General features: G+C 40.8%; 18 protein-coding genes. 14 read left to right on the top strand and 4 right to left on the bottom strand.

The window, feature by feature from the left end; genetic code table 11:
• The first annotated feature begins 2 nt into the window (after positions 1-2).
• From nuoN to J2S10_RS19895, 7 genes are all read left to right on the top strand, one after another.
• Positions 3-1,514, top strand: a complete 1,512-nt coding sequence (nuoN, locus tag J2S10_RS19925; protein ID WP_307411319.1) for an NADH-quinone oxidoreductase subunit NuoN — start codon at positions 3-5, stop codon at positions 1,512-1,514.
• 180 nt (positions 1,515-1,694) lie between these two features.
• A complete protein-coding gene (locus tag J2S10_RS19920; protein WP_307411316.1) occupies positions 1,695-1,952 on the top strand; it encodes a DUF1146 family protein in 258 nt (85 codons plus the stop codon).
• A 165-nt stretch (positions 1,953-2,117) separates the two neighbouring features.
• Positions 2,118-2,870, top strand: a complete 753-nt coding sequence (locus tag J2S10_RS19915) for a YwmB family TATA-box binding protein (RefSeq protein WP_307411313.1) — start codon at positions 2,118-2,120, stop codon at positions 2,868-2,870.
• A gap of 32 nt (positions 2,871-2,902) precedes the next feature.
• Complete coding sequence (gene murA, locus J2S10_RS19910) at positions 2,903-4,213, top strand: UDP-N-acetylglucosamine 1-carboxyvinyltransferase (RefSeq protein ID WP_307411310.1); 1,311 nt, start codon at positions 2,903-2,905, stop codon at positions 4,211-4,213.
• A gap of 217 nt (positions 4,214-4,430) precedes the next feature.
• On the top strand, positions 4,431-5,447 hold the full coding sequence (gene spoIID / locus J2S10_RS19905; protein WP_307411308.1) for a stage II sporulation protein D: 1,017 nt from the start codon (positions 4,431-4,433) through the stop codon (positions 5,445-5,447).
• A gap of 767 nt (positions 5,448-6,214) precedes the next feature.
• On the top strand, positions 6,215-7,072 hold the full coding sequence (locus J2S10_RS19900; RefSeq protein WP_370876254.1) for a peptidoglycan DD-metalloendopeptidase family protein: 858 nt from the start codon (positions 6,215-6,217) through the stop codon (positions 7,070-7,072).
• Between the two features lie 229 nt (positions 7,073-7,301).
• The gene (locus tag J2S10_RS19895) at positions 7,302-9,287 is read left to right on the top strand and encodes a penicillin-binding transpeptidase domain-containing protein (RefSeq protein ID WP_370876247.1); all 1,986 of its coding nucleotides are present in this window, start codon (positions 7,302-7,304) and stop codon (positions 9,285-9,287) included.
• Positions 9,288-9,547: 260 nt separating this feature from the next.
• Here J2S10_RS19895 and J2S10_RS19890 read toward each other — a convergent pair whose 3' ends face one another.
• Together J2S10_RS19890 and J2S10_RS19885 are read right to left on the bottom strand one after the other, a co-directional pair.
• On the bottom strand, positions 9,548-10,042 hold the full coding sequence (locus J2S10_RS19890) for a DinB family protein (protein ID WP_307411304.1): 495 nt from the start codon (positions 10,040-10,042) through the stop codon (positions 9,548-9,550).
• 78 nt (positions 10,043-10,120) lie between these two features.
• Positions 10,121-10,429 carry an MGMT family protein gene (locus J2S10_RS19885; RefSeq protein ID WP_307411302.1) on the bottom strand — a complete coding sequence of 103 codons (309 nt, stop codon included), beginning with the start codon at positions 10,427-10,429 and terminating at the stop codon, positions 10,121-10,123.
• Between the two features lie 665 nt (positions 10,430-11,094).
• On the opposite strand from J2S10_RS19885, the gene spoIIID reads away from it, so the two are divergent.
• From spoIIID to J2S10_RS19860, 5 genes are all read left to right on the top strand, one after another.
• The gene (gene spoIIID / locus J2S10_RS19880) at positions 11,095-11,367 is read left to right on the top strand and encodes a sporulation transcriptional regulator SpoIIID (protein WP_026572748.1); all 273 of its coding nucleotides are present in this window, start codon (positions 11,095-11,097) and stop codon (positions 11,365-11,367) included.
• A gap of 185 nt (positions 11,368-11,552) precedes the next feature.
• Complete coding sequence (gene mreB, locus J2S10_RS19875) at positions 11,553-12,554, top strand: rod shape-determining protein (RefSeq protein ID WP_307411296.1); 1,002 nt, start codon at positions 11,553-11,555, stop codon at positions 12,552-12,554.
• Positions 12,555-12,805: 251 nt separating this feature from the next.
• Entirely contained in the window at positions 12,806-13,045 is a 240-nt protein-coding gene (locus J2S10_RS19870; RefSeq protein ID WP_307411293.1) for a DNA-directed RNA polymerase subunit beta, read from the top strand.
• 90 nt (positions 13,046-13,135) lie between these two features.
• Positions 13,136-13,576 (top strand): 3-hydroxyacyl-ACP dehydratase FabZ, encoded by a 441-nt coding sequence (gene fabZ / locus J2S10_RS19865; RefSeq protein ID WP_307411290.1) that lies wholly within the window; start codon positions 13,136-13,138, stop codon positions 13,574-13,576.
• A gap of 683 nt (positions 13,577-14,259) precedes the next feature.
• Positions 14,260-15,027 (top strand): sulfite exporter TauE/SafE family protein, encoded by a 768-nt coding sequence (locus J2S10_RS19860; protein ID WP_307411288.1) that lies wholly within the window; start codon positions 14,260-14,262, stop codon positions 15,025-15,027.
• 188 nt (positions 15,028-15,215) lie between these two features.
• Here J2S10_RS19860 and J2S10_RS19855 read toward each other — a convergent pair whose 3' ends face one another.
• A complete protein-coding gene (locus tag J2S10_RS19855) occupies positions 15,216-15,833 on the bottom strand; it encodes a hypothetical protein (RefSeq protein ID WP_307411283.1) in 618 nt (205 codons plus the stop codon).
• Between the two features lie 120 nt (positions 15,834-15,953).
• A complete protein-coding gene (locus J2S10_RS19850) occupies positions 15,954-16,709 on the bottom strand; it encodes a sulfotransferase domain-containing protein (RefSeq protein ID WP_307411852.1) in 756 nt (251 codons plus the stop codon).
• 293 nt (positions 16,710-17,002) lie between these two features.
• On the opposite strand from J2S10_RS19850, the gene J2S10_RS19845 reads away from it, so the two are divergent.
• A complete protein-coding gene (locus J2S10_RS19845; protein WP_307411280.1) occupies positions 17,003-17,770 on the top strand; it encodes a sulfotransferase family 2 domain-containing protein in 768 nt (255 codons plus the stop codon).
• 81 nt (positions 17,771-17,851) lie between these two features.
• Positions 17,852-18,697 carry a sulfotransferase domain-containing protein gene (locus J2S10_RS19840; RefSeq protein ID WP_307411277.1) on the top strand — a complete coding sequence of 282 codons (846 nt, stop codon included), beginning with the start codon at positions 17,852-17,854 and terminating at the stop codon, positions 18,695-18,697.
• Positions 18,698-18,699 lie beyond the last annotated feature (2 nt).

Genomic DNA, 18,699 nt, shown 5'->3' with positions numbered 1-18,699 from the left:
GGATGAGTTTTAAGACATTGACATCATTTCACTGGAGTATCATGACACCGGAATTCATCATCCTTGGTGTTGCTGCGGTATTGACGCTGCTCGATTTGTTTATGCCGAAAAAGCAAGACCGCAGAATTCTCGGCTGGATTAGCATTGTCGCTATACTAGCGGCAATGGTATCTGTTACCGGATTACTTGATCAAGGGGTTACATCGATATTGGATGATACGTTCCGGCTTGATGGATTTGCGAAGGCCTTTAAATTACTGCTTCTTGCCGGAGCGGGACTGGTTATGTTTTTGGCGGTCAGCTACAAGGCAAAAGACGGCATGGAGGAATATCAAGGCGAATTTTATTATTTGTTTTTAACCGCCTTGCTTGGTGCCATGGTCATGACATCAAGCGGCGATTTAATTACGCTATTTGTCGGCTTGGAATTGTTATCAATTTCTTCTTATATATTAGCGGGCATCCGCAAGCATCAGTTAAAGTCTAATGAGTCGGCGATGAAATACGTCATCAACGGCGGTATTTCCACTGCGATTACGCTGTTCGGGATGAGCTATGTGTACGGCTTAACGGGCTCGACGAACCTCTTAGCGATTGCGAACAAGCTACAATCGTTAGCGGATCCGCAGCAGGTCTATATGCTCGGCTTAGCCTTTTTAATGATTTTGGTCGGTTTATCCTTTAAGCTTGCGGCAGCTCCCTTCCATATGTGGGCGCCGGATGTGTATCAAGGCGCACCGACACCCGTTACCGCATTTCTAAGTGTTGTTTCAAAAACGGCCGGTTTTGTGATCGTCATCCGTATTCTGCTATCTGTTTTTGGACTTGCGGTTTCAGCAGGACCGGGCTCCGAACCGATTTTGTATAAAATGCAGGATTACATTGCCTTCATTGCCGGGGCGACGATGATCATCGGTAACGTGGTTGCTTTACGGCAATCCAATATTAAAAGAATGTTTGCGTACTCAAGTATCGCTCACGCGGGTTATATCCTAGTGGCATTCTCATCAATGAATTTCATCATGTTTGATGCAATCTGGTTCTACTTGCTAGCCTACTTGTTCATGAACCTCGGGGCGTTTGCGGTTATCCAGTTAATTTCGGAAAAAACAGGCTCCGAGAACATTTCCGATTTTGCCGGTCTTTATCGCCGCTCACCGGTACTCGCGGTAACCATGGGAATCCTGTTGATTTCACTGGCGGGCTTCCCGGGTACAGCAGGGTTCATCGGTAAGTTGAACATTTTCATCGGTACGTTTGTGGATACCCCGCATTATGTGCTGGCATCGATCATGATTGCGACAACAGTCGTTTCTTATTTCTACTATTTCGGTGTTATGACGCAAATGTTTTTCCGTCCGGCAAGCGACGAAAGCAAATTCAAAATTCCATTCGGAATTATCGTTGTCTTAGTCGTTTCTGTAGCGGCATCCATTGTGTTCGGGGTCGCACCGAATTTGGCAATCGATTTCTTGCACAACCACTTTAACGGGTTTAATGACTTTTTAAAGTAATAAAGTGTGAAGGTAGAGGAGGCATGTATGCCTCTTCTTTTTTTTTTGAAAACCCTTATTTTTGGAGAATAATGTTCACAAAATAGACACAAAACAAAAACCTGTTTGTCGAAGGAAACTTTTAGGACTTTGATCCGTCAATATGATAGAATAGTCATTGGTTTAAATAGGGGGTGTAGGATGGTTAATGATTTTGGACAAATAGCACTAGTCAGCATTATTTCACACTTAGTGTTTATTGCCCTTGCCTGGTTTGCCTTGCAGGCGATTCGGCTGGATAAGCTGCTGAAGCCAAACCATGTCTTCCAAGCTCGTTTGCTTTATATATTATTGGCCATTTGCATCGGATCAACTGTTAGTAATTTTTTCCTTGATTATCTTCAATGGTCGAAACAACTGCCATTGATGTTACAGTCAATACAATTGGAAAAAATTTAGGTCTTCGTACATGTTCCCATTAAAGGGTATTTTAGAGTACAATTCTCTTTGTGCGGAAAAATACATACTAGAATGTGCAGTCTGTAACTTGTCAAAAAGTGACGAGAATTCCCAAGTATGCTCTTTCTCTCCTTGGAAATACTGGTAGTAAGGGGGAGAGTAGAGATGAAGAGAAACAGTATGTTTTTTTTATGCTTGATTGCAATTGCAAGTTTTTTGATGGTTGGCTGGGGGAACCGAAGTACCGAAGCAAATAATGATCGCGATTTATTAAAAATGATTTCGGTATTTCAAAACGAAAATATTTTGCTCGATGAATGGTCTTTTTATGCAAGGGAACATTTGGTTGACCTGAAAAGTGAGAAGGAAGCAAAGGATTATGCGAAGGAGCTTCAGCGAAAGTTTCCAGATTGGGATTGGTCCACGAAAAACACCAGCCAAGAATGGGAAGTAACAGCAGTATCTCCAACTTCTAAAAACCACCAAGAAATGCTTCAAATAATGGCAACCCACACAAAACAGCCTGTCAATGCGTATATAGTTTATAGAGTCAGCGGTGAAGTGTGGAATAAGGCCAATGAGTCCTTTTTCACTACGGATCAATATAAAAATAGGCTTACTGACATTTTTCGGGGAAAACCTACAATTTTTTCTTGTATGAAAGGCGAAGTCAGTGATAAGATTGAAAAGTCTTTACCTACAACAGTAAACCACTTACTGTCTGTGTTTAAAGCGAAACAAATCGAAGCGTTAAAAGAGAATACATTCATGTCAGTTACGGCACACACGCCAATGTTGTCTGATTCGATTGAAAACAAGAGAAATAACATGAATTTACAAATTGGCGTACGCTCCGAAGGATTGGGCACTAAGACTACCATCGTAGTTGGCACACCAATCATTACGATTGAATATTAATATAGAGAAAATGGACGCGGAGGGGAATACTCTTGGAAAAGATCATCGTCCGCGGCGGAAAAAGGCTTTATGGAACGGTCAAAGTTGAAGGTGCAAAGAATGCCGTTCTGCCTGTTATCGCTGCCACATTATTAGCAAGTGATGGAAAAAGTGTAATTCGTGATGTGCCTACTCTCTCCGATGTATACACGATTAATGAAGTATTACGCAACTTAAACGCTGAAGTAGTGTTTGAAAATAATACAGTTGTTGTCGATGCATCCAGAGAGTTAAAAGATGAGGCGCCATTTGAATATGTACGAAAAATGCGCGCGTCTGTCCTTGTCATGGGATCATTACTCGCACGCAATGGCCGTGCGCGTGTCGCCCTGCCCGGCGGCTGTGCAATCGGTTCCCGCCCGATCGACCAGCATCTGAAAGGCTTTGAAGCCATGGGTGCCAAGGTAAAAGTAGGGAATGGCTTTATTGAAGCGGAAGTAGACGGCCGCTTAAAAGGAGCAAAAATTTACTTGGATTTCCCAAGTGTTGGTGCAACAGAAAACATTATGATGGCGGCTACCCTAGCGAGTGGTACGACCATCATTGAAAACGTAGCAAAAGAACCGGAAATCGTTGATCTTGCAAACTTCTTAAACAAAATGGGCGCAAATGTAAGAGGCGCAGGTACCGGTACTCTTCGAATCGAAGGTGTCGATATTTTGTTCGGCGCAGACCATAGCATCATTCCCGACCGCATCGAAGCAGGTACCTTCATGGTTGCTGCCGCGCTTACGGGCGGTAATGTGCTTGTCAAAGGTGCTGTACCCGAACACCTATCTTCCTTGATTGCAAAAATGGAGGAAATGGGTGTAATGATAATGGAAGAGGCAGATGGCGTTCGTGTCATCGGTCCGGAAAAATTAAAAGCCGTCGATATTAAAACGATGCCGCATCCAGGCTTCCCAACTGATATGCAGTCACAAATGATGGCGTTGTTACTTCGTGCAGACGGTACAAGTATGATCACCGAAACGGTTTTTGAAAACCGTTTTATGCATGTGGAAGAATTTCGCCGCATGAATGCTGATATTAAAATTGAAGGACGTTCCGTTATTTTAAACGGCCTTTCAAATTTACAAGGCGCAGAAGTTTCCGCAACTGATCTCCGCGCAGCTGCAGCACTTATTTTAACAGGTTTAGTATCTGAAGGTGTTACACGCGTTACGGAATTGAAGCACTTAGACCGCGGCTACGTGGACTTCCACGGAAAATTAGCCGGATTAGGGGCCGATATCGAACGCGTAACGGAAATGGATGAAACATTTGTAGAAGTGAAAAAGTATATTTCAGATATGAATGCTTAGGGTAAAAAAATTAATAATTCAGCTAACCGAAGAAAGCGTGCCTTCTTCGGTTTTTGTTTTGTTTGGAACTATGTTAAAAGTTGAAAATGGTTTTGTAAGGTGAATTTTTCCGGAGCCTGAGACTATGTTCATTTTTAAAAAAATTGAAGTCATAAATGCTTGTCCGCCTCCATATGAATGAAAAGAGACATAACCATTTCAAACTGGAGGCACTTTCATGAAAAAAATCAAACCATTCGTCGTACTAGCGTCGTCCTTGCTTTCCGTAACGTTAATTGTTCCTTCTGTACTGGTGTTACCTTTTGCTGAAGGGAAGACAAGCGGAAAATTAGGGGTAAATCTGACTCAGGCCCCCGCAAAACAAACTGCTACTTCATCGGCGGAGAGGTCGGTTGATGTGGCAGTGTACCGCGCCAATAAAGGAAAGATCGAAACGGTGACATTTGAAGATTACCTCGTCGGGGTTGTGGCTGCTGAAATGCCCGCAGAATTTAATGAGGAAGCGTTGAAGGCACAAGCGCTGACCGCGAGAACCTATATTGTCCATAAAATGGTAACCAATGATACGCTGGGCGTTCCAAAGGGTGCACAGGTGAATGATACGGTAACCAATCAGGTTTACGAAAATAATGATGATATGAAGAGAAATTGGGGCATGGATTATGACTGGAAGCGGAAAAAAATCCTTGATGCCGTCCGGGCCACGAGCGGACAAATTTTGACATATAAGGGTGAACCCATCACGGCTACCTTTTTCTCTACCAGCAACGGTTACACGGAAAATTCCGAGGATTACTGGGGAGGCTCCTACCCTTATCTGAAGAGTGTTTCGAGCCCCTGGGATAAAAGTTCACCTAAGTTTAATTATCAACAGGTGGTCTCGGTTAAGAACTTTGAAGCCAAGCTTGGGGTGAAGCTTGGGAGCAGCTCTCAGATAGGGGAAATCGTTGAACGAACTGCAGGAAAACGGGTTGGCAAGGTGGATTTTAATGGAAAGGTTTTGAGCGGGAAAGATATCCGCGATAAACTCGATTTGCGTTCCTCTGACTTCACGTGGAGCCGTAAAGGAAGTAGTATTATCATCTCGACAAAGGGCTACGGCCACGGTGTCGGCATGAGCCAATACGGCGCAAATGGCATGGCGGCGGAAGGCAAAAACTATCAGGACATCGTGAAGTACTACTATCAAGGTGTAGAGATCACGAAGGCGGATAGTATGTTGGCGAAGAAATGATAGTGGGTAGGGTGGCACATATGAAGGTGAAAGTGGCACATAAAGATAGAAAAGAGGCACATAAATTCCGGGAACTGGCACATAAATCATTCAAAGTGGAACATAAGTGAGAAAATCCAATAAAAAAAGTAACTTAAAGAAGATCAATAAGGAAAGATCCATAATTAAGATAAGAGAGCCAGGCTAATGCCTGGCTTTTTAGGGTGCTCGGAAGTGGTTGGCACATAAAAAGGAGAAAGAGGTACATAAACATCGAAAATTGGCACATAGCTTCTAAGAACCAGCACAAAAATCTTACAAATCATGTCGACTTTTGAAGGATTATTTAGTCTGAAGAGAGAAATAGATACGAAAATATAGAAAGGAATGGTTCATTTGATTGAAAAACCTTTTACTCTTCCAATTAGAATTATAAAATTAGAGGCACTTTAAAGGTAGAGTTCATGGTGTTGTCCAAAGTGTAAAAGGAAGTCTAAAACTGACCATATTCAGGCAATCAACGATTATTTCCTCCTCATAAAACCATCGATTTCAAATTCCGAACTACGTCATTTTCTTCGAATTGATTCTCGTAAGGCTGCCCATAAATTGCTAACTTCAATGAATTTACCTTATACAGGAGATAAAAAGGGCAGAATCTATCATAAAAAAATTTTTCCCACCCACATGCATAAAATCATTCCCACTGTCGAAAGATAAGATTTTAAAAAATTTTTCCCACCTGTGTATATAATTCTACTTATCTGTTCAGAATGATTGCTGAGGTGATGAAAATGAGAGAGGAAGAAAACAAACGATCTTCTCAAAGTTCCAGCGTTAAACGCTTTTTCAAAAAGCGTTGGGTATTTCCAGCCATTTATATTGCAAGTGCAGCAATCATTCTGACCGGGGTTCTATGGTATCAATCCAGCAGCAGTTCTTCAGACAAATATAGCTACAACACAAGTGACCTTGCAGGTAAGAATAACCAGCCGGCTGTCGAAGTTAACAAAGCATTGGAAAACTTCAAAATGCCGGTGGCAAATGCCGACCAAGCTGTCGTAAAAATGGGATTCTATGATTTCAAAGCAAGTCCAAAAGACCAGGAAGCGGCATTAGTATTTTACAATAATACCTATCAGCCGAATACCGGTATCGACATCACGTCAAAAGACGGCAAAGCCTTTGATGTTACAGCATCATTAAGCGGCACCGTGACACGTGTCGACCAAGATTCTGTGTTAGGGAATGTGATTGAAATCGAGCATGACAAAGGTGTTGTGACACAATATCAATCAGTAAAAGACATGAAGATCAAGGTTGGCGATCAAGTAAATCAAGGACAAGTTATTGCCACGGCTGGACAAAGCTTGTACAACAAAGATGCTGGAACGCATGTACATTTTGAAATTCGCAAAGATGGCGTTGCTGTAAATCCGACTAACTATTTCAACAAACCGTTAGCCGCTTTACAGGAAGAGAAGTCCACAAATACAACAGATGATCAAACCAAAACGGTTCCTGATGCAAAAAAAAATCTCCAACAGGACCAAGGCAGCTCACCGACTGAAAAAAGTGGAACATCAACTGACGGATCTACTCCATCCGACAATTCGTCCGATTCTATCGATAATACAAACTCATAATAATGTAACAAAAGGGGGAAGGGGATAACTTCCTCTTTTTTGCGTTTTCTTTTAAAAATGAACCCAGTGGGCAGGGCCAACGAATTTTTCATTTATAAAGATGGATGCGGAGCCCACCGAATTTTCCATTATTAAAAGGGTTCGGAGTCCCTTAAATAATAGGAGGGTTCTCCCAAAAAGTCTATTTTTTTGCAAATATGTTAAAATAAATTGTAAAGGGGTGATTAGCTTGAAAAAGATAATAGGAATCCTACTCATTTTCGCCGCGATTCTCGCGGGCTGCAGTAAGGAGCCTACGCCGCAGGAGCGGTTCACGGAATACATTGCCTTATGGAATCAGCAGAAATTTGATAAGATGTATGTTTACCTTTCAACCGATGCCAAACAGAAAATCTCGCAAAAGGCTTTTACGAACCGTTATCAAAAAATCTACAAAGACCTTCAGATTACCGACCTCAAGATTGACTTCAAAAAGCCCAAAGATAATAAGCAGGCCAAGGAAGATACAGCCGCGTACACGTTTTCCGCCAAAATGAACAGCATCGCAGGCGAGATTCAATTTTCTCACCAAGCCCATTTGAAAAAAGAAGAAAAAGACAAACAAACTAACTGGTATGTCGACTGGGACTCTGCGTTTATTTTTCCGAAATTAATGGATGGCGACACTGTCGGCATCACAACGACAGCGCCGGAAAGAGGAGAAATCTTCGACCGCAATGGAAATGGACTGGCAGTGAATGGCCAGGTGTACGAGGTTGGCGTAATCCCCGGAAAATTGGGAGCACAGAAAGACCAAATGATTCAGCAATTATCAACACTTTTAAAATTATCTCCTGATCAAATCAACACAGCGCTGGGTGCCAGTTGGGTAAAACCTGACCTGTTTGTGCCGCTTAAAAAAGTGTCGATGCAGGATTCTGAGCTAATCGCCCAATTAATCAAGCTGGAACCCGTTCAAACGAAAAAGGTCGGGGCCCGAATTTACCCTTACACCGAGGCAGCGGCTCATTTAATCGGCTATGTCGGCCCGATCACTGCCGACGAATTGGCGAAGCTTAAAGGCAAAGGGTACATGAGCAATGATATCATCGGTAAAAGAGGGCTCGAGCAAGTATATGACCGGGAGCTCAGGGGCACGAGCGGCGTGAAGGTCACGATTAAAAAGAAAGCGGGCGGCGAAGAGGTACTCGCTGAAAAGCCCGTGGTGAACGGCAAACAGCTGAAGCTCACGATCGACGTCAATTTACAGGTGAAACTTTTTAACGAACTCAGCGGGGAAGCAGGCTCATCGGCAGCGATGAACCCGATCACAGGCGATATGCTGGCGCTGGTCAGCAGCCCGTCCTTTGATCCGAACCAAGCGGCCCTTGGCTACTCGTCGGAGGAATGGAAGGCGCTCCAGGATAACCCGCAGCAGCCATTAACAACACGCTTCAAACAGGCCTATGCACCGGGCTCGGTGATGAAGCCAATTACAGCTTCTATTGGCCTTGAGAGCAAGGCGATCACGCCTGAGCAATCGGTAGCCATCACAAGCCCGAAATGGCAAAAGGATGCCTCGTGGGGTGGCTATTTCGTGACACGTGTCCATGAATCCAACCCGGTGAATCTGGAAAAAGCACTCGTGTTCTCTGATAACATTTATTTTGCCCAAGCCGCATTGAAAATCGGAAAGGATACCTTTGTGGCAGGGCTGAAAAATTTCGGTTTCGACTCGGAGTTCGTCTATCCATTCCCTTTGGAGACGTCGAAGATAGGTACGTTAGGGAGCGAAATTGCGCTGGCAGACTCAGGCTACGGCCAGGGCCAAATTCAAATGAGCATTGTCCATTTGATGGCAGCCTATACTCCATTTGTAAATGGCGGCAATATGATTAAGCCGGTTCTCCTGATGGATGACCAGAAAAGTCAGGTGCTGAAACCGTCGTTAGTTTCGAGTGGAAACGCGGCTTTAATTTCAGGGATTTTGCGTAAGGTGGTTGGTGACCCGAGCGGAACCGCCCATGCTGCCGACATCCCGGGCTACCCTTTGTCGGGTAAAACGGGCACCGCCGAAATCAAGCAAAAGCAAGGCCAAACCGGAACCGAAAACGGCTGGTTCATCGCCTACAACACGAACCTGATGATCGCAATGATGGTTGAGAATGTTCAAGGCCGGGGCGGTTCACAAGTGCCGGTGACGAAGGTTAGGGATGTATTTGCACAGGTGAAATAGGGAAAAAACGCCTTGACGTGTCAAGGCTTTGGTGGGAGCGAAGCGGATTGGCACATAAGTTGGAGAAAGTGGCTCATAAAAAAAGAAAAGTGGCACATACCCCGCGAAAAGCGAGTGTCCGGAGCGGAAATCAACAGGCCAGTTAGCAGAGACAATAAATTAATAAAAAATCGGTAATTTAGATTCAAACAAAATAAAAAATTGCCGAGAAAAATATCCTTTCTCGACAATCTGAGGCATTGGAAATCCAATGCCTTTTTTTATACCGGAGCTTCCATTCCAAACGCTGCCCACTCTTCTTTGGCAGGGCCATAGACTCCGCTTACGGGGATTCCTGCCTGGCGCATTAAGATTGTCAGCTGTCCGCGATGGTGAACTTCATGTTTGAGGAAATTATACAAGAGCACATCGGTTTTCCAATTCATACCGAAAAAATTGACGGTTTCTTGCAAACTTTCATCCTTCAGCTGTGATTGCACAGCATCAAGCAAGGCTTGCGTTGTCCGTTTGTATCCTTCGGCAAGGGCAGCGGCTGTAGCCGGCGGTTCCTTTTCCGGTGGTAGATCAAACTTAACGCCGGCAGAAAAAAGCATTTCCGTGCTTCGGACAAAATGCCACGCTAACTGTCCGAGTGATCGAAAGCCGGGAGTAATCTCCTGCTTTAGAGAATCATCCGTAAGCGCATTCAACAATTTTTGGGTAACTTCCGATTCACCTTTGTAATCTTCAATAAATGTTTGAATGGATTGGTACATCATTTACCTCCAAGATAAAATTTTCATCGTATGTAGAATTCTACACCTAGGTAGAATAACCTTCTTTTGATTAAGATATTATTCCGGGTGCCACTGAAATTTCTCCAAATCAATCAACCCGCCCAGCCCAATCTCAACGCCCTCACTCTCCAGCGAAAACAATTGCTCCTGGTAGGATTCATCATCCTGAAGAGCAATCTGTCCCTTGGAATTAACCACACGGTGCCACGGGATGCGGTGCTTCCTGCTCATGGAGTGCAGGGCACGAACAACCTGCCTGGCCGCGCGCGGACTGCCAGCGAGCCGCGCAATCTGACCATAAGTCATCACCCGTCCCTCCGGTATATTTTTGATAATTTCAATCACTTTTTCGGTAAAAGGTTGCATAGGGTCGCTCCTTTCAAAAGCATCAAGGTAGAACAGCTTGAGTAATTCCTTTCAAAAGCATGGCTTACATGTAAAGATAGCGGTCGTTCCTTTCAAAAGACCGCACACATATAGAGACATAGCTGCATACTCTCAATTATATAATACTGTAAAAAAAGAAGTGCGAGGGACGATGAAATGGGGATTCGATTTATCGGGATTTTACATGCGGCGATCCTATTTCCTAAATAAAATTTCTCCAAAAAACCTAATAAGACGGGGTTTTTTGAAAAAAATCTTTCGACTTTTTTTATCGACAAATTTCTTGGGAAATATGGAGGTTTAGCAGGGATTTCCTGTATGTAGCTTGGAGGAACGGGGATGTCGAATGGAGGGGAATGGGATTTAATCTGTCCAATTTTCAATAAACTTCGGCCTTAGCCTTGTCCTTATTGCGTTTTTCTTGCATATTCCCGTATCCAAGCTAATAAAATGTTACAAACCTTTACAAAGAGAGTGTTTGAGGTGAGGAGTCGTTTGTAGATAGCGGGGGTTTTAGTCGGAGACATGATTATTCATCGTATATCGCATGGCGATATGTCACCATGTGATCAGCAGTATTTCGTCGAAGTGATAAGCGGGTCTCATTTCACACTACTCACATCCAAATTAGGGAGGGCGAGAGTGTGCACGATTACATCAAAGAGCGAACTATCAAGATTGGAAAGTATATCGTGGAGACGAGGAAAACGGTTCGCGTGATTGCGAAGGAGTTTGGCGTATCCAAAAGTACAGTCCATAAGGATTTGACAGAGAGACTTCCAGAAATTAATCCGGAGCTTGCAAACGAGGTAAAGGAAATATTAGATTATCATAAATCGATCCGTCATTTACGGGGTGGGGAAGCGACAAAAATGAAGTATCAGAAAGAAGAGAGAGAAGGAGAGGCTGTAAAATAAGCAGCCTTAGTGGAAGGGGTTATAATGATTTTTCTAGGGCATTCTCGTGTATTCCTCCTAATGTGACATTATTCTGCAAAAATTTACATCTTTTTTTAATAAAAGTATGGAAATTTTAATGAATATGATAAAATAAACTATTAGGAAAGTATGTGGATTCACTTTCAAGGAGGAAAGAAAAGAGAATGTTTGCTAGGGATATTGGGATTGATTTAGGTACGGCTAACGTGTTAATTCACGTCAAGGGCCGTGGAATCGTATTGAATGAGCCGTCCGTTGTGGCAATTGATAAAAATACAAACCGCGTTCTTGCTGTTGGTGAGGAAGCGCGACGCATGGTTGGACGTACACCCGGAAACATTGTCGCGATTCGCCCGCTAAAGGATGGCGTAATCGCTGACTTTGATGTGACAGAAGCAATGTTAAAACATTTTATTAATAAGTTGAACGTAAAGGGCTTTTTATCGAAGCCGCGCATTTTGATTTGCTGCCCGACGAATATTACCAGCGTTGAGCAAAAAGCGATCAAGGAAGCTGCCGAAAAGTCCGGCGGCAAAAAGATTTACCTCGAAGAAGAACCTAAGGTTGCGGCAATCGGCGCGGGAATGGATATTTTTCAACCGAGCGGCAACATGGTAGTGGACATCGGGGGGGGAACGACGGATGTTGCTGTTCTATCAATGGGCGATATCGTGACTTCTTCCTCCATCAAAATGGCCGGCGACAAGTTCGACATGGAAATACTCAACCACATTAAGCGCGAGTACAAACTGTTGATCGGTGAACGTACGGCTGAAAATATTAAAATCAACATCGGTACTGTGTTCCAGGGATCACGCTCGGAGGAAATGGAAATCCGCGGCCGTGACATGGTCAGCGGTTTACCGCGTACAATTACGGTTCATTCCGAAGAAATCGAACAAGCCTTACGCGAATCCGTTGCGGTTATCGTTCAGGCGGCAAAAAGCGTTCTCGAACGCACTCCGCCGGAATTGTCTGCCGACATCATCGACCGCGGTGTCATTTTAACAGGCGGCGGTGCCCTGCTGCACGGCATCGACATGCTGCTTGCGGATGAACTGAAGGTTCCCGTCCTCGTTGCGGAAAATCCAATGGACTGCGTGGCAATCGGAACAGGCATCATGCTTGATAACATCGATCGTTTACCGAAGAGAAAGCTGGGTTAATTTCCCGCTCATAAAAAGTCTAATGCCAAGCCTTGGTCATTGGGCTTTTTTATTTTGGTCGACTTTTTTCTCCAAGAAGTCTATTTTCAAATAATATTTTATAATAAAATAGATAGTGAAAGCGCGGCAATATTTTTTGGAAAAAATGAACCTTGTCGCTGAGCTGGACTTGTATAGCTAACCAAATAGAGTCAATTTTTTAAAATGGTTATACTAGACATAAACTTCAATTCGGTAAAAGGGGAATAAGAATGTCTGTCAATGATCCATCCAAGGAACAAGTGAAAACGGGAGAAGAATATAAGAAAGAGCGGCCCAGGGTTCGGCTGATTCCGATTTGGCTGCGGATTGTGATTTTGGTGGTGCTCATTTTTGGATGCGCACTGAGCGGCGCGGTGGTTGGTTATGGGATGCTTGGTAATGGAAGGGTTGCAGATGTTTTTAAGGCGTCAACCTGGACACATATCCGCGATTTGGTGAAAAAAGAATAAATTCGTCAGGAAGGGAAAATTCCCTTCCTTTTTGTCTATTATAAATAGTAGAATAGAAAATAATAGCTATTACTAGTAGGAGGTACTAAAATGCTCGATGTTACGCAAATTAAAGAAATTATTCCCCATCGTTATCCGTTTTTGTTGGTCGATCGGATTTTGGAGGTTGAGGAAGGGAAAAGTGCTGTCGGGATTAAGAATGTCTCGGCGAATGAGGAGTTTTTCAATGGTCATTTTCCTGATTATCCTGTCATGCCAGGTGTTTTGATTGTGGAGGCGCTGGCGCAGGTTGGGGCTGTCGCCATGTTGAAAAAAGAGGAAAATCGCGGCCGGTTAGCTTTTTTTGCGGGAATTGACGGCTGTCGTTTTAAGAGACAGGTAAAACCGGGTGACCAGCTGCGCCTCGAAGTTGAAATCGTGCGTTTGCGCGGTTCGATAGGCAAAGGTAAAGCCGTTGCCACTGTCGACGGAGAAATCGCTTGCGAGGCCGAGATTACCTTTGCGCTTGGAGATAAACTCCACCATCAGTAATAAAAGTATCCCCAAGGTTGAGGTAGTAAAGCTAATAATTCATAAATCAATATGAAAATCACCCAACCAATAAAGTAACGCAGTCTTTTTAACTTTGAAGCATTAAAAGGATAGCAGTTTAAAAAAATAACATTTACAGGTGGAACAAGTAATGTATATACCAAGACATTAGTCAGATCAATGCCTTTCCAAAAATACCAGTACCCACCTGTTTTTTCATCAACAAATACATCAAACAGTATTACCAAAATCATAGTAAATGTCCAAACTAATTAAGAGCCGATGGCTCTTTTTTAATCCAAAAGCATATCATTTGAAAAATGTAAGCGATTACAATTATTAAAAAAATATAATATAAAAAATGTGGTATCTTGAGTCACCCGTAAGCAATAGAAAATGCTTATTAGGTTGTGAAATTTGTCCAAGCATCTCGTAAATATGCGGCATATGATAACGTACACTTTTAAAACGAATTTTTTATGATATTCGAAAAATGAATCATTTATTTTCAAAATTTATTTTACCCGATTTTAAATGCCCAAGTTAAACGATAAAAGGCAGTTTTTTATTATTAAGGTAAAGGGGGAAAGATTGTTTTAAGTTCTATAACAATTAATGATGAAATAAATTTTCTGCCAAAAAAGTTTGTTTTAAAAGTGAATAGGTGCATGAGGTGTCCAAAATTGAATACGGAGTTGATTTTATTTGGCTTTTTAGTTGGAGGATTGGTCGGTTTCACGGGAGTAGGAGGAGCTTCACTACTTACTCCTATTCTTATCTTTATGGGATTCCATCCAACGATTGCGATAGGTACAGATTTTGCCTATAATGCTATTACAAAATTGTTTGGTGCTTTTCAACACATTAAGCAAAAGACAGTTAACTTTCAAATAATAAAATATTTAGCAATTGGCAGCATACCAGGTGGAGTCCTTGCAAATTACATCTTTTATTCCTTTCTATCGGACTATTACTCTGATAGAGTATTGATAATTTTTCTTAGTGTGGTTCTAATTGTTGTATCGGTAACTGCTTTAATTCATCTTGTAATGAATGGAAAAATCCAAAATCCTTGGAAAACAAAATCAATTGAAGAAAAAAAGTATATCACAATCATTGCCGGGTTGATTATGGGAGCTATTGTAGGAGTTACATCTGTAGGTGCGGGAAGCTTATTTTCTTTGTTTATTTTATATTTCTTCAATTTGAAAACCTCAGAGATTGTGGGAACTGATATTGTTCATGCTTTTTTTCTGGTTTTTGCAACAGGTCTTCTTATGGCGGGTTATGGTCATATAGATTATGTCTTAACAGGGAATTTATTAGCCGGGTCAATACCAGGAGCCATTATTGGAAGTAAACTTACGAAGAAAGTTCCTTCCCTGTTGGTTCGAATCTTAATGCTTATGATTATTTTATTTAGTGGAATAAAGCTAATAATAAATATTTAAGATAAGAAAAAAGTTGTGGCTGTTAATCTTTTATAAGAAGCAGCCGCAACTTTTTTAATTTCTTTTTACTTTTTACCTAAACTTCGTTTAAATTTTTCCATTTCCTTTAACGTTTTCGGATCCAAGGATCGACCTATCAGGTTAATATTAGCACAAGGGGAAGCCAGAACAAGTGGTCAGCTTCCCCTTCATTTTGGATTAGCAAAAACATGATAATCATATAAACCACAAAAATGTATTAATTCTGAAAAGAGTTCTTCACCACAATTTTCCTTTATAAATGAAAGGCTCAAATCAGGATGTTTTCTGGCGTTTATTTTTTTTTTAATTTTTTTTATTGGCAATAGGCCCTCTTTATTATCAAATCGCTTTAAAAAATGAAATAGTTTTTCTTCTGGATTTTTATCTATAAACAATTTTAAATGTGGTCTTTGCATTTCTATTAATTTATACCATTCAAGAACACTTTTAACGGCTTCTTCTACTTTGTTTAGACCTTCGAAGTTAACATACTTTTTACGGTAATTCATACTTTTCTTTGATGTATTTTCTGTGAAATACGTGCTAGTTATAATATCAACAGGATTTCTTATATTCATAATAATATATTCAAAAGTATAATCTTTTCTATTAAGGCCTAGGGAAGTAAAAACTTGATTATCCTCAACTGCAAACATCCAACTGGAAATACCATCATCCTTCATAGCTTCATGTCCTACCTGGTATCCAAAATCCCTTAATAATTTAGCAGAAAAGGTTGTACCACTTCTTGGATGTCCTAAAACTAAAAATTTTCTTTTCTCCATGGAGTTCAAACCTTTCTGATTTGTATTTTGATCAAAAAACTGGAATACTGCCAAGCGCTAAAAATAAATCCGCTTTACCATTTATCGTCTGTTGTCTCCAATGCTGTACCACACCAATTATTAATCCCAATCAAAATTAACCCCTAAATAGTCATACAATTTCTCATTATATGGTTTAAAATAATTAGCCAATCGCTCTTTCGTCCCTACTTCCATTTCAGGATAGGGCTGACTCGGTTCCTTTGTATACTCAAGGTTCCATTCTTGCACATTTAAAAACTGACAAACCTGATTGATTCCTGCAATGGGATCTCGAAAGTAATCTTCACTTTTTAAAATCAAAAACTGCTCCCTTGAGAACAAGTTCATCCATCTTTTTAGTTGCTCGTAATACTTTCCTCTTGCTAAATAGTTTCGATTAATATTTGAATCAAGTAGTCCATTTTCCTCTTTTTTAATTGCTTCTTCAAAGGAAAGGGATTCTAATCCTTTTCTCTTAAAATGATGATAATGAGAGTAAGCCCGATCAACAGGGTTCCTTAACAAGACAATTAGTTTTACCTGTGGCATGGCTTCAAATACTCTTTGAGGTACTTCAGGTATAAAAAGATATCTTGGTGATGCTTCACCTGTAATGAAAGGAGATTTATCTTTAAACTTTTTTTTGAATAACAAGGGGAATTGCTCCCTATACCAATCAACACCTTTGATAAACTCATCATCTTTATCAAAAAAATGCAGCTCTTTTCTTCGTGCACTTACAATCGATGAATGTTTTACCAGATTCTTATAAAGGGTGGTCGTTCCACATTTCATCGCTCCTATAATAAGGAAATCCGGCATCCTCTCATGAGAGGCTAAAGACTTTTTCATCATATTTTTCAATTAGTAAACCTCCTAACGAATTGTCCATTTTTTCGACAATAAGCAGCTTGTAAAGTCATATCGTTTAAATATAAATATTCATTGGAACTCTATCGGCTTGGACGAATGGTCATTTAAATCCAAAATTGGGAAATAAACCTTCAACAATTGTCCATTCATAATCGAATTGTTCAACATACACTAATTGAGAAAGACAATCTTTTTTTAGCCTTCCATTATTTAAATGGAAGCGAAAGGATTATCGAAAGATTCTGAAAAGAAAACAGTAAAAAGGAAGTGAAGAATTGGAACAACAACTTCGAAATAATACCAATGAATTAGTTATTTTCATGCATATTCCAAAAACTGGAGGAGGGACCTTAAACAGTATCCTGAAGAAACAATACCAGGAAATTGAAGTTATCAGAAGTGGGGGATTTTGGGGGGACAAGCAACCATGGAAAAATCAATTTTCAAAGAATAAGACCAAGATGCTCCAATGTATAAGAGGCCATTTCCCCTTTGGAATTCATGATCAATTTCCTAGAAAATCTACCTATTGCACCATGCTAAGAGATCCGGTGGAAAGGTTAATTTCATTGTATTATCACATCATGTCCAGTCCGGATAATCGAATGTATCCCAAGGCAAAAGGCCTAACCATGAAGCAGTTTATGGAATCGGAAGACTTTAAGATACAGACGGAAAATATGCAAACTCGGCAAGTTTCAGGAGGAATCTCCCCAAATTTAGATTTAGCCAAAGAAAACTTGCAAAATTATTTTTCAGTTGTTGGTATAACGGATATGTACAATGAATCTTTATTTTTTATGGGTCAGGAGTTAGGCTGGAGCAATTACAATATCAATTACAAAAAGAAACATGTAAACCCTAATCGATTAACAAGAGATCAGATTCCAATAGATGTGATTAATATGATAGAGAAAAAAAATGAATTGGATATTCAATTATACAATCTTTCTAAACAGAATTTAATCGAGAGAATTGATCAATTAGATCGTACAACGAAAGAAAAACTAAATAATTTCTCTCCATTTTCATCAAAGAAATAGGAAGGTATAAGCCTGTCAAAAAAGACGAAAAAGCTTATACTCTCCTCTTAAACAAAAAACTTGGATAGGAGCAATAGTTCGATGGAAAAAATCAAAAACGATGTAATCGTTACCGGAATCCCAAGAGGAGGTACTACATTAACAACAGCCTTATTCGATCATTTGGAAAATGCCATTTGTTTAAGTGAACCCCCCTGGCAATCAATATGGTTTAAAAATAAAAAAAATGCTCAAAAGGTAACTGAACTCATTGTCAATGACTATAAAAAAATCCGTAAAAATATTTTAGACCATATACCAGTAAAAGACTTCCGGAATAAAAATGGCAGCCCGATTACGAATTATTTTAATGAAGAAATAAATGAAGGTGCGCGGAAGAATGTGCGAAAGAAAGGGGAGTTTGTCTTTAAAGTAAAGGACGAAAACTTTTTGTTGGGCATGAAGCACAATGCACATTATACTAGTATTCTGCCACAACTCATTGAAACCGATGCATTTTCTATAATTGCTATTGTAAGACACCCCATTCCCACTATTTTGTCTTGGAAATCACTAAATATTCCTGTGAGTCAAGGAAGGCTGCCTTACGGAGAAACATTTTGGAAAGAGCTAAGGGATATCACATGCTCAAAAGATAAGTCCCTGCTTACGTTAGTAAAAATTTATGATTTATTTTGTCAGCGATATCTTACCTTAAACCATGACATTCATCTTCTGAAATATGAGGAAATCATTCGCAATCCGCTTCTGTTGGAAGAACTAACGGGTCGGACATATGAGAAAAAAATAGAATTAACTAATCAGAACCAGAATAAACTATATAACATTAGCTTGGCAGATGAAATAAAAGAACTAATCACGCTTCATGCTCCCCATGCACTAAAGCTATATTCTATGAACGATGAAGCTATATTGGGGGGAAAATAAAA

Source organism: Neobacillus ginsengisoli, assembly GCF_030813055.1.
This window is presented reverse-complemented; position numbering and strand designations above follow the sequence as displayed.

Bases quoted from the DNA above. Each gene is read 5' to 3' on its own strand.
- nuoN (WP_307411319.1), top strand. From the start codon at position 3: ATGAGTTTTAAGACATTGACATCATTTCACTGGAGTATCATGACACCG.
- J2S10_RS19840 (WP_307411277.1), top strand. From the start codon at position 17,852: ATGGAAAAAATCAAAAACGATGTAATCGTTACCGGAATCCCAAGAGGA.
- J2S10_RS19900 (WP_370876254.1), top strand. From the start codon at position 6,215: ATGAAAATGAGAGAGGAAGAAAACAAACGATCTTCTCAAAGTTCCAGC.
- J2S10_RS19855 (WP_307411283.1), bottom strand. From the start codon at position 15,833: ATGGAGAAAAGAAAATTTTTAGTTTTAGGACATCCAAGAAGTGGTACA.
- fabZ (WP_307411290.1), top strand. From the start codon at position 13,136: ATGCTCGATGTTACGCAAATTAAAGAAATTATTCCCCATCGTTATCCG.
- spoIID (WP_307411308.1), top strand. From the start codon at position 4,431: ATGAAAAAAATCAAACCATTCGTCGTACTAGCGTCGTCCTTGCTTTCC.
- J2S10_RS19890 (WP_307411304.1), bottom strand. From the start codon at position 10,042: ATGTACCAATCCATTCAAACATTTATTGAAGATTACAAAGGTGAATCG.
- mreB (WP_307411296.1), top strand. From the start codon at position 11,553: ATGTTTGCTAGGGATATTGGGATTGATTTAGGTACGGCTAACGTGTTA.
- J2S10_RS19915 (WP_307411313.1), top strand. From the start codon at position 2,118: ATGAAGAGAAACAGTATGTTTTTTTTATGCTTGATTGCAATTGCAAGT.
- J2S10_RS19885 (WP_307411302.1), bottom strand. From the start codon at position 10,429: ATGCAACCTTTTACCGAAAAAGTGATTGAAATTATCAAAAATATACCG.
- J2S10_RS19850 (WP_307411852.1), bottom strand. From the start codon at position 16,709: ATGATGAAAAAGTCTTTAGCCTCTCATGAGAGGATGCCGGATTTCCTT.
- J2S10_RS19870 (WP_307411293.1), top strand. From the start codon at position 12,806: ATGTCTGTCAATGATCCATCCAAGGAACAAGTGAAAACGGGAGAAGAA.
- J2S10_RS19920 (WP_307411316.1), top strand. From the start codon at position 1,695: ATGGTTAATGATTTTGGACAAATAGCACTAGTCAGCATTATTTCACAC.